At 40.5% G+C, this 11,026-nt stretch carries 13 protein-coding genes and 1 pseudogene; 4 read left to right on the plus strand and 10 right to left on the minus strand.

Going from position 1 to position 11,026, the window contains the following annotated elements; genetic code table 11:
- Nucleotides 1-28 precede the first annotated feature (28 nt).
- The 3 genes from HMPREF9188_RS08580 to HMPREF9188_RS08590 all read left to right on the plus strand — a co-directional run bounded on the left by HMPREF9188_RS08580 (nt 29) and on the right by HMPREF9188_RS08590 (nt 1,450).
- A complete protein-coding gene (locus HMPREF9188_RS08580; RefSeq protein ID WP_009730614.1) occupies nt 29-439 on the plus strand; it encodes an HIT family protein in 411 nt (136 codons plus the stop codon).
- 9 nt (nt 440-448) lie between these two features.
- Entirely contained in the window at nt 449-727 is a 279-nt protein-coding gene (locus HMPREF9188_RS08585; RefSeq protein ID WP_009730615.1) for a hypothetical protein, read from the plus strand.
- 63 nt (nt 728-790) lie between these two features.
- On the plus strand, nt 791-1,450 hold the full coding sequence (locus HMPREF9188_RS08590; protein ID WP_000865426.1) for a hypothetical protein: 660 nt from the start codon (nt 791-793) through the stop codon (nt 1,448-1,450).
- A gap of 79 nt (nt 1,451-1,529) precedes the next feature.
- Here the strand turns inward: HMPREF9188_RS08590 and dnaJ are convergent, their stop codons facing one another.
- From dnaJ to HMPREF9188_RS10640, 9 genes are all read right to left on the minus strand, one after another.
- Nucleotides 1,530-2,666, minus strand: coding sequence for a molecular chaperone DnaJ (gene dnaJ, locus HMPREF9188_RS08595; protein ID WP_009730617.1), 1,137 nt, complete (start codon nt 2,664-2,666; stop codon nt 1,530-1,532).
- A gap of 262 nt (nt 2,667-2,928) precedes the next feature.
- Nucleotides 2,929-3,561 (minus strand): DJ-1/PfpI family protein, encoded by a 633-nt coding sequence (locus HMPREF9188_RS08600; protein WP_009730618.1) that lies wholly within the window; start codon nt 3,559-3,561, stop codon nt 2,929-2,931.
- 215 nt (nt 3,562-3,776) lie between these two features.
- Nucleotides 3,777-5,600: a molecular chaperone DnaK gene (gene dnaK, locus HMPREF9188_RS08605; RefSeq protein WP_009730619.1), complete on the minus strand. Its 1,824-nt coding sequence runs from the start codon at nt 5,598-5,600 to the stop codon at nt 3,777-3,779.
- 250 nt (nt 5,601-5,850) lie between these two features.
- Nucleotides 5,851-6,366: a nucleotide exchange factor GrpE gene (gene grpE, locus HMPREF9188_RS08610; protein WP_009730620.1), complete on the minus strand. Its 516-nt coding sequence runs from the start codon at nt 6,364-6,366 to the stop codon at nt 5,851-5,853.
- A gap of 26 nt (nt 6,367-6,392) precedes the next feature.
- Nucleotides 6,393-7,427, minus strand: a complete 1,035-nt coding sequence (hrcA, locus tag HMPREF9188_RS08615) for a heat-inducible transcriptional repressor HrcA (protein ID WP_009730621.1) — start codon at nt 7,425-7,427, stop codon at nt 6,393-6,395.
- Between the two features lie 160 nt (nt 7,428-7,587).
- Nucleotides 7,588-8,100, minus strand: a complete 513-nt coding sequence (locus HMPREF9188_RS08620; RefSeq protein ID WP_009730622.1) for a DUF2812 domain-containing protein — start codon at nt 8,098-8,100, stop codon at nt 7,588-7,590.
- 34 nt (nt 8,101-8,134) lie between these two features.
- Complete coding sequence (locus tag HMPREF9188_RS08625; protein WP_009730623.1) at nt 8,135-8,710, minus strand: DUF2812 domain-containing protein; 576 nt, start codon at nt 8,708-8,710, stop codon at nt 8,135-8,137.
- On the minus strand, nt 8,710-9,030 hold the full coding sequence (locus tag HMPREF9188_RS08630; RefSeq protein WP_009730624.1) for a PadR family transcriptional regulator: 321 nt from the start codon (nt 9,028-9,030) through the stop codon (nt 8,710-8,712). The genes HMPREF9188_RS08625 and HMPREF9188_RS08630 overlap by 1 nt, the downstream gene beginning before the upstream one ends.
- A 54-nt stretch (nt 9,031-9,084) precedes the next feature.
- Nucleotides 9,085-9,276, minus strand: a complete 192-nt coding sequence (locus HMPREF9188_RS10640) for a hypothetical protein (protein WP_083888914.1) — start codon at nt 9,274-9,276, stop codon at nt 9,085-9,087.
- On the opposite strand from HMPREF9188_RS10640, the pseudogene HMPREF9188_RS10300 reads away from it, so the two are divergent.
- A pseudogene (locus HMPREF9188_RS10300) lies at nt 9,243-10,812 on the plus strand (IS1182 family transposase). The gene HMPREF9188_RS10640 and the pseudogene HMPREF9188_RS10300 overlap by 34 nt on opposite strands.
- 4 nt (nt 10,813-10,816) lie before the next feature.
- Here the strand turns inward: HMPREF9188_RS10300 and HMPREF9188_RS08650 are convergent.
- Nucleotides 10,817-11,026, minus strand: a 210-nt coding sequence (locus HMPREF9188_RS08650) for an LPXTG cell wall anchor domain-containing protein (RefSeq protein ID WP_009730625.1), incomplete at its 5' end; no start/stop codon positions are given.

Consider the following 11,026-nt stretch of genomic DNA (forward strand, 5'->3'; position numbering starts at 1 on the left):
AAAATTCAATACAGTAGAGGTGGATTTTATGTCAGATTGCATTTTTTGTAAGATTATCGCAGGGGAGATTCCTGCTTCAAAAGTATACGAGGATGAGCAGGTTCTTGCCTTTCTTGATATCTCTCAAGTAACGCCTGGACACACCCTCATTGTACCAAAAGAGCATTATCGCAATCTTTTGGAGATGGATGCTACCAGCGCTAGTCAACTCTTTGCCCAAGTGCCAACAGTGGCTCAAAAAGTCATGAAGGCTACCAAGGCTGCTGGTATGAATATCATCGCCAACTGTGAGGAGGTTGCTGGTCAAACAGTCTTTCATACTCACGTGCATCTCGTACCTCGCTACGGTGCAGAAGATGACCTCAAGATTGACTTTATCGCCCACGAACCTGACTTTGACAAACTTGCCCAAGTCGCTGAAACCATTAAAAATGCTTAAGGAGTTGCCATGAAACTATCAAATCTACTGCTATTTGCAGGGGCTGCAGCTGGAAGTTATTTTGTCGTAAAAAATCGCCAAGCTATTGAGGATGAAGTGCTAGATACAACTGACCGCGTCGAAGCTATCAAGGATGATTTGGATATCATCCAAAACAGCCTACAAATCATCGACCAACAAAAATCCCTTATCAAGGAATACCAAAAAGATTTAACCTATAAATTCAAAGTCTTGGAAAAGGATTTCCAAACTAGAATGGCGGTCCTCCAAGAAGAAAAACAAGAATAAGAGAGCCTCCAAGTTTCCTTAAATCCTTTTTGGGTTACTAGATTCGAACAGAAAAGGGAGGGAATGAAAGTGAAACAGTTTTTAAAAGTTCTAGCGAAGGTCATCGCGATCCCTTGTGGCTGTCTCTGCCTTCTGACGGCTCTAGCATTTCTACTACTGATGAATCTTTTCAAGGCCTCACCGAGTGACATCCAAAAAGGAAATGAATCCTTAAAACAAATATTTATCTCTCTTGACATGCCTCCTGAGAAAGTAGAATCAAATGGAAGGTATCAATTCGAGGGTGGAGGCTTAAATTTCTATGTTACTTTCTCAGATGAGGTTATCAATAGTCACCCCGTCCTAAAAGAAAGTCCAAAACTCACCAAAAACCGACTGGAAGTCTATGTCCTACAGGCAGGGGATATTTCATACTATAAGGTAGGAGACAACTTGTTCAATCATGGTTTAATACAATTTTTAGAAAAGGAAAGTGAGAAGTATTTCCAAGAAAAAGGAAAGAAATCAAATTCTTCTTACACAATTCTAAATTGGAAAGATCAGGAAAATCTTAAAAAGGGAATTGCATTCTATGAAAAAGCTTTGACCTTAGTGGATATTCAAGATAACTCGGCAATCAAACACATTGATACTATTACCATTAAGCCTGGCAAGGAAGCGGAAATCAAGCAACTCATTCAGGAGATGGATGCAGCTGGCTTGCTCACTCAAAAGTATAAATAGTAGACTAACTGGAGAATGATTTCTCGATACTAAATTTCCCAAGATTATACAAAAAAAGAGCCCGCTGGCTCTTTTTACTTTATTCTCCTTCAAAGGCATCTTTTATGTGGTCAAAGAAGCCTTTTTTCTTTGGATTGACTTTCAAGTCACCTGCAGCTGCGAATTCTTTAAGCGCAGCTTTTTGGCGGTCGTTCAAACCTGTCGGAGTCACGACATTAACTGTAACATATTGGTCACCAACGGCACCGCCACGAAGGCTTGGCGCTCCCTTGCCACGTAGACGGAATTTCTTGCCGGTCTGAGTTCCTTCTGGGATAACCAATTCAACATCTCCATGCACGGTTGGAATTTCCACAGTATCACCAAGAGCTGCTTGGACAAAGTTGAGGTTCAGATTGTAGAAAATAGTCGTTCCTTCACGTTCAAACTTATCACTAGCTTCCACAGAAACCACTACATACAAGTCTCCGTAAGGTCCACCGTTAAAGCCAGCTTCACCTTGACCAGCTAGGCGGATTTGTTGGCCTGTTTCCACACCAGCAGGGATTTTCACATGTACACTATGAGCTTGTTTTTCATGACCTGTACCGTGACAAGTTGTACATGGGTCTTTGATTTCTTTTCCACGACCATGACAGACATCACAGGTTACTTGGCGACGCATCATACCAAGAGGAGTCTGCGTATCAACGTTAATGACACCAGCGCCATGACAGCGTCCACAAGTGACTGGACTTGTTCCTGGCTTAGCTCCAGATCCGTTACATGTACGACAGCTTGCTTCACGGTTGTATTTAACTTCTTTTTCCGTTCCGAAGACGGCTTCTTCAAAAGTCAAATTCACACGGTACTGGAGGTCGTCACCTTGACGAGGAGCGTTTGGATTGCGCGAAGCTCCGCCTCCTCCGAAAAAACTTGAGAAGATATCTTCAAAACCACCGAAGCCACCTGCTCCGTCAAAGCCACCGAAACCACCAGCACCACCAAAGCCACCGTTGGCACCTGCAGCACCATATTGGTCATAGGCTGCACGTTTTTGGTCGTCACTCAAGGTCTCATAGGCTTCTTGAACTTCCTTGTATTTTTCCTCAGCGCCAGGCTCCTTGTTGATATCTGGGTGATATTTTTTTGAAAGCTTACGATAAGCCTTTTTGATCTCGTCTGCCGAAGCGTTTTTTGACACCCCCAGACGATCATAAAATTCAGTATTGTTCATACAAGATACTAAGAGCGAACAGAAAGCGACTGAAATTTAGGAAACCGACAAGAAATCCTGATTTCTTAGAAGGTTTATCTAATTTCCAAGCTTTCCGCTCGAGTTCAATTACGAACACCCTTGTTCCTTTCTATTGATATTGTGAATCAAACCACGATTTAAGTCGGGTTCAGTTCCTTTCTTTTATATTGAGTCAGAAATTTTGGAACCCGTGTTCAGTTACGAACACCCTTGTTCCTTTCTATAATTTATAAATAAATCATTAGAGGGTATTTTCTATACTCTGCTTCACTTCATCAAACTCTTTGTCCGATAGAGTAAAAATCAAGTCCTCTTCTGAATATTCGTTCTGTTCTTTAAAATAGTTGTCAGTATTTTCTGCCAAACCTAGACCAAGAATCACTTTTCTTGCAAACTCTTGATGTGCAAAGCCAATAGCAGTAATGATATTTTTATCTTGCAGGACAGCTTTTGCTTTGAAATTTTCCCGAGGAAGAAATTCAAAATAGTCAAAGAAGTTTTGCCAAATCCCACCAGTAAATTTCGTGTCATTCAACAAGCCAGCTTTCGCTAACAAAATGGGCGCAGAAGAAATTGCTGTAATTAAGATATCCTGCTCACCGAGTTCTCTCAAAAAAGAATCTAATTTTTCATCCTGTAGAGCAGGCCCTATGTTTACCATTCCTGGTAAAATGATACAAGAATACTCTTCTATACGTACTTGATCCAATGTTTTTGTAGGCCGACAAGGCAAGCCATCCTCAGATATAACTATCGAATAATCTGAAGCGACATAATCAATCGTGATGTCAAAAGACAGAGCTAAAGTACTTGTTAAAGCGGTTATCTCATAAAGAGAAAAATTAGGATAAATGATACAAAGTACTTTTTTCATACGCAACATCCTCTATTTTACCGAAAAACAGAGGCTGGGTTGCAACCTCTGGATTTCTTCTTATCATTACGACGTTCTAGTTTTAAAAATCAAACTAGTAATGCTAAATCGAGCACGCCCTAACCTCTTGGTGAAAAAGACAAATCTTCCTAGAAACTAAAGTTTCTGCGTTAGATTTCCTATTTTCACTGTGAGGTTTTAACGGGCTTTGCATCTTATTTTTCAGTAAACTCTCCGTCTACGACGTCATCGCCTGCGTTCCCTGTTGCTTGTGCGCCTTCTGCTCCTGCTTGAGCTTGTTGAGCAGCTGCGGCTTGTTCGTAGAGTTTAACAGCAAGGCCTTGAGCTTTTTCGTTCAACGCTTCGAGTTTTGCTTTCATTTCGTCCAAGTTGTTGTCTTCTTGAGCTTTTTTAAGGTCATCAAGGGCAGCTTGGGCAGCATCACGTTCTGCATCGAATCCTTTGCCTTCAGTTTCCTTGATTGTCTTTTCAGTCGCAAAGATAGCTTGGTCTACTTCGTTACGAAGGTCAACTTCTTCTTTACGTTTCTTATCGGCTTCAGCGTTTGCTTCTGCATCTTTCATCATGCGGTCGATTTCTTCGTCTGTCAAACCTGAGTTTGATTGGATAACAATTGTTTGTTCTTTTTGAGTTCCAAGATCTTTGGCTTTAACAGACACGATACCGTTCTTATCGATATCAAATGTTACTTCGATTTGTGGGATACCACGAGGTGCAGCTGGGATATCAGTCAATTGGAAACGTCCAAGAGTCTTGTTATCTGCTGCCATTGGGCGTTCACCTTGAAGAACGTGGATATCAACGGCTGGTTGGTTGTCTGCTGCTGTTGAGAAGACTTGTGACTTAGATGTTGGAATAGTAGTGTTGCGATCGATAAGTTTTGTAAATACTCCACCCATTGTTTCGATACCGAGTGATAATGGCGTTACGTCAAGAAGGACAACGTCTTTAACATCACCAGTGATCACACCACCTTGGATGGCAGCACCCATGGCAACAACTTCGTCAGGGTTTACTGATTTGTTTGGTTCTTTACCAGTTTCAGCCTTAACAGCTTCTACAACGGCTGGGATACGAGTTGAACCACCAACAAGGATGACTTCATCGATTTCTGACAAGCTCAAACCTGCATCTGAAAGGGCTTGACGAACTGGAACTTTTGTACGTTCAACAAGATCACGAGTCAAATCGTCAAATTTCGCACGAGTCAAGGTCATTTCTAAGTGAAGAGGTCCAGATTCACCAGCAGTGATGAATGGCAAGCTGATTTGAGTTGAAGTTACACCAGAAAGATCTTTCTTAGCTTTTTCAGCCGCATCTTTCAAACGTTGAAGAGCCATCTTGTCAGTAGACAAGTCAATACCATTTTCTTTCTTGAATTCTGCAATCATGTGATTGATGATTTTTTGGTCAAAGTCGTCACCACCGAGTTTGTTATCCCCTGCAGTCGCCAATACATCGAAGACACCGTCACCCAATTCAAGGATAGATACGTCGAATGTCCCACCACCAAGGTCAAATACCAAGATTTTTTCTTCTTTGTCAGTCTTGTCCAAACCATAAGCAAGAGCTGCTGCAGTTGGTTCGTTGACAATACGTTCTACTTCAAGACCAGCGATTTTACCAGCGTCTTTTGTAGCTTGACGTTGTGCATCGTTGAAGTAAGCAGGTACTGTGATAACAGCTTTAGTTACTTTTTCACCAAGGTAATCTTCAGCGTAACCTTTCAAGTATTGAAGGATCATAGCTGAGATTTCTTGTGGAGTGTATTCTTTTCCATTTGCAGAAACTTTTTCAGAAGTTCCCATCTTAGATTTGATAGAGATCACTGTATCTGGGTTTGTTACTGCTTGACGTTTTGCAGCGTCACCAACAATGATTTCACCATTTTTGAATGAAACTACAGATGGAGTTGTGCGGTTTCCTTCTGGGTTTGCGATGATTTTACTTTCAGTTCCTTCAAGAACTGCAACTGCTGAGTTTGTTGTACCTAAGTCAATACCTATAATTTTAGACATGTGTTTTTCTCCTTAAAATTTATATTCTTTCTTTTTGATACTCTTCTTAGGTGGCGGCGCCGTCAGAGCTTGACTCGTCAATCTCTTTGACTAAACTTTGAGCCTAAGGTCTCAAAGTTTGCGCAAATAGCGCCACGGCGAAGAGTATCGTCTTTTGTTCGCTTCGCTCACTATTGCAAAGCTGAGCTACTTTTTTATCTTTCTTTCATAGTTTATTGTCATTTCGGACAAAATTTTTAAGCTCTATTGCCTAGTTATAGACTACCACCATGGCTGGGCGTAGAATGCGGTCATGGAGTTTGTATCCTTTTTGAAAGACTTGGGCGATGGTATCTGCTGGATGTTCATTGTCTGCTGGGAGAGTTTGGATGGCCATATGATAGTTATGATCAAATTCGCCGTCAGCTGCGATTTCTTCGATTCCTTCTTCTTTCAAAGCGTGAATCAAGCTCTCTTGCACCATCTCCAATCCTTTCTTCACATCATCTGTCAAACCTTCAACTGCTAGTGCACGTTCTAAGTTGTCGAGCGATGGTAAGATTGCTTTTGCTAGGTCCTGGCTACGGTAACGTTGCAAGTTTTGACGTTCTTCATTGGCACGGCGCTGGATATTTTGCATTTCCGCATGAGCACGAAGGTATTTGTTTTCGAACTCATCCGCACGTTCATTTGCCAAGTCCAACTCAGACTTCTCAGGAGTTGTTTCTTCAGTTGTTTCCACAACTTCCTCTTCTTTTATTTCTTCGTTTTTTTTATCTTGGGCCATTTTCGCCTCCTTTAATGATTTCAAAATTAATTTACTTCGTAATGATTACTGCTGAGGTAGCGATAAAAATCTGTCAACTTCATGGTCAAAACACGATTGACCACATTGACTTGGTTGACCAATCGCTGGTAATCCAGATTGACCGGACCGATAATCGCTAGAATTCCAAAACCTCGATAAGGAATGAGGAACTTACTACTAATAACCGCTAGGTCTGCTAGACAGGACTCTTGACTGTCCGCAACACGGACATTTTGCATCTGATCTTCATGCAGACCCTCACGAATCTCCAAGGCTACCTTTTGTGGCTGATCAAAGAACTGATAGGCTACCAGATTGGCAAAATTCAAGAGATTGACCTTGCCCGACACTACAATGTTTTCGTTGAACATTTCTTTAAAAATATGTTCAAAGAGATCCATGACATTGTCTGTTGTTGTAAAGTAACGCTGGATAATCTGTGGGATCTCCGTCCGAATCTTGTAGTGAATATCTAGAACGGTATGACCGAGGAAACGTTCCTGAATGATTGCCTTCAGTTTCAGCAAATCTTCCTGCAAGAAGTTCCTTGGAATCAGAAATTGACTGGTAACCGTTCGGGACTCGTCTAGGGTAAATACTGCCAAGGCTGTATGTTGCCCCAAGACAACAATATCAAAGGCTGTCAACCGTTGTCTACTGGGCTCAACATCTAGCGCTACAACTGTGCAGCCACTCAAGTCTGTCAAGACATTAGCAGCCTCTTGTAGAATATCCTCCAGTTTGAAGAACTCCTGATCAAAGGCTTTGACAATCTCATAGACCTCATTTTCAGCCAGTCGGTCAAAATCCAGTGAGTGTTTCACATAGTACTGAAACCCAGCGATACTTGGCATCCGACCGCTTGAAGTATGCGCCTTCTCAAGCAAACCCTGCTTCTCTAGAGCCGCCATGTCATTACGAATGGTAGCACTACTAGAATTGATAGACTCTTGTAGTGCCTTGGATCCGACAGGTTCGTGCGTTTTGGTAAAGATGTCAATAATCAGATTTAAAATATCCTGCTGACGCTCTGTAACCATCTCATCACTCCTCTCTGTCCGATCGATTAGCACTCTATGTATCCAAGTGCTAACTCATGATTCTATTATACACCCTTAGAAGAGAATGTCAAGACAAAAACTCAAAAAATTAGCACTCTTTTGTAAAGAGTGCTAAAAATCAGTCCGAAGACCTAGAATCTCACTTCTCATCTACTTGGTATTTCCTTTTAAGTCTGAAAAAGCCGTAGATTAGATAAGAAATTAAACAAGTGTATAAAACGAAAATAATAAAGAAAGACTGAGACAAGTTTTCTCGATACAAACTCATGCAAACAACAAGACCACCTGAAAAAGTGGCTATACAGGAACGAAGTCTAGACCGCATAACTTCCCATCTGAGACCCTTACTCATATAGACTTTCTCCTCTGAAAGTATATCAGAAGTTGGTTTACGAAGAATTGAACAAAAACCTGTTTCTATCAATTCCCAACCGCTATTTCTAAAATCTTGCAGTTCATGCTTATACTTTTTAAGAAATCTAGAATCATAGATACGGTAGATGACATCGTCAGGTTGGCATTGGCAAAAATAGAAAAAACCAAAACGACTCGTTCTATATCTCCAGCCTTTCAGATGCATCTCATGTAAATATTCTTCCTCCTTGTCCAAATCAACTATTGTAATAATCCGAAATTGTACTTCACTATTCATTGTCTTACCTCCAGATTAGAAAACAGGTATTGCTTCATTTATCAGATAATTCTTTCCACTTTTGAAACAATCTCCAAAAAATATAAGAAATCTGAACCACAAGAGCAAACAATAAAACACAATCTATGATAGTAAGCAAAAACACTAGCCCGCTAAAAACGTCTCTTTCACTGAGCAACTTTAAGAACAACGGAATCAACATTGACAAGAAAAACAAAACAGGAAGCAACCGCAGTCTTAAAATCCGATGAACTATATCCAACTTCCCAGTAGCATCATTATAAATTTCAAACTCTGCATCCGACTCAATTCCAGCAAGAAACTTTCTAAAGTAGGAAAAACCATTAAAATCTGTAATATGCTCCCATCCACAATCTTTAAACAGTTGTAAATAGGAAGCTCTCTCTGACTTTTTCATAGGATAAAAATCCAACTGATAAGAGACTTGCTCCGGTTGACATTTTTCAAAACTATACTTAACTGCAACTAATAAGTAAGAATAACTCACTTTACTAAGCTTCCAACCCTCCGCATGCATTCTCCCTAGGAAAATCGCCTCCCTCTCATAATCCGCAATGGTAAAAATTCGGTAAACACTTTTCTTTTCCATCATCCTTCCTCCCGACTATTTCTGTAAAGTCGTTCAATACGTTTCAATTCTATCTCCAAAACTTTTCGTCCTAAATCTGTTATCTGATAAATTTTCCGTTTTTCCTCTTCTCGGACAAAGAAAATCAAGCCATCCTTTTCCATCTTTGACAAGGTCCCATACATGGTCCCTGGACTAATCGAAACTTGCGAATCTGTCATCTCCTTGACATTTTGTGTAATACCATATCCATGGTTCTCCTTCTGTAGACAAAACAAGATATAAAAGCCAGTTTCCGTCATCGGAAGATAAACTCGACGAACCTTATCCATTAATTCCATTTATAGGCACCTCCTATTCAGTTCGATATATCGCACTTCGTTATATAGAATATATCACAGCTCGATATAAAACACAAGAAAAAAGATCTGGGACAAAAGTCTCTTTGCCACAAAAAAGCAACGGCACAAAACCGTTGCTTTTTGCATGATTGCGACAGTCTTGCTAAAATAGAATTGCTCAATAAACCATTTAGAAAGGCTATCCCACGCATATTCACTATAACACAAATCAAACGACTTTACCACTAGAAATCCATTCTTTCTTGCCACAAGATCATCTTGTCTTTACCATTGAAAAAGTGGTGAATGCCTTGGAGGATCGTCACTTCCAGGCTTTCTATCATACCTTCGGTCGCCCGTCTTATCACCCTAAAATGCTTGTAGCTACTCTACTATTTGCCTATTCACAAGGGATTTTCTCTGGACGAAAAATTGAAAAAATGATGATTGAAAATCTCGCTATGCAATACCTAACAGGACAGTTGCTTGTCAGCTACCGCACCATCAATCGATTTCGAGTCGCTAAAGGGATGGAAGAACTCATTCGTGATCTTTTCATCGACCTCAATCTTCGTTTAAAAATGGAAGAGTTAGTGACCTTAGATTGTCTGTTTATTGACGGGACTAAGATTGAAGCCAACGCCAACAAGTATAGTTTTGTTTGGAAGAAAGCGACAGACAAGTTTTCCGCCAAAACTTCAAGAACAGATACAGGTCTATTTCCAAGAAGAAATCACTCCCCTTATCCATCAAGCTATTAGGATGGATGAAGAAGAGCCGATTTCTTCAGAGCAGTTGATTGCATTCGCTCAAGTCCTTGAAGAAGAATTGGAAAAACTGAACCAAGACATTGAGGAGACACCCCTTAAAGGAGAGGACGAACGTAAAACCCAACGTCGTAAACTCAAGAAAGTCCTGCGTAAAGTCAAGGATGATTTTTCAGTACGTGCTGAAAAGCATGAGAGCTATCAAGAGATATTTGACGGGCGTAACAGCTTTTCTAAAACAGATACAGATGCCACTTTTATGCGGATGAAGGAGGATCACATGAGAAATGGACAACTCAAACCTGGCTACAATCTTCAAATCGCTACTGAAAACCAATTTGTGCTTCACTATGATGTCTTCTCAAATCCGACAGACACAAAGACTCTCCTGCCCTTACTTGAAACTTATCCACATGACCTAAAGACAGTTGTCGCAGATGCTGGATATGGAAGTGAAGAGAACCTTCTTCGTTTAGATGAAAAGGAGGTGAAGCATCTGATTAAATATGCCATGTTTGATCAGGAACAGAAGAAAGGGTATAAACAGTCGGCTAGAAACTTAGCGAATTGGCACTATGATAACAAGGAGGATAGCTATATACATCCTGATGGCTGGTGCTATCGTTTTCACCATATCAAACATCAGAAAACACAGACGGACTTTCAACAGGAAATCAAGGTTTATTCCGCTGATGAACCTGAAATAGCCCCTCCAAAGGGACTATATATCAACGAACGTTATCAACACTTGAAAGCTAAAGAATGTCAGGCGCTTTTATCTCCTGAAGGTAGACAGATTTTCGCTCAACGCAAGATTGATGTGGAACCTGTCTTTGGGCAGATAAAGGCTTGTTTGGGTTACAAGAGATGTAATCTAAGAGGCAAACGTCAAGTAAGAATTGACATGGGATTGGTACTTATGGCCAATAACCTCCTAAAAAACCCAACTAATCGCTTGATTAGTTGGGTTTTCATTTATGAAATTGAATTCCTTTGTTTAATCTTTAATGATTAAAACATTAGTCTTCTTTTTTCTTGCGTGCCACAAGACCAAATCCGCTCAATACTCCAAGAAGTCCAAGAGCTGCTAGGCTAGAGTGATCTTCTGTACCAGTATTAGGTAATTCTTTGGTTGCTTTAGTCGGTTTTTGTTGAGGGGCAGTAACAACTTTTTCGTAGACATGTTCAGTGTCGCCGTTTGGAAGTTTCTTAGTCTCTACGAAGCGGTA

This window comes from Streptococcus sp. F0441 (assembly GCF_000314775.2).
Classification (GTDB): domain Bacteria; phylum Bacillota; class Bacilli; order Lactobacillales; family Streptococcaceae; genus Streptococcus.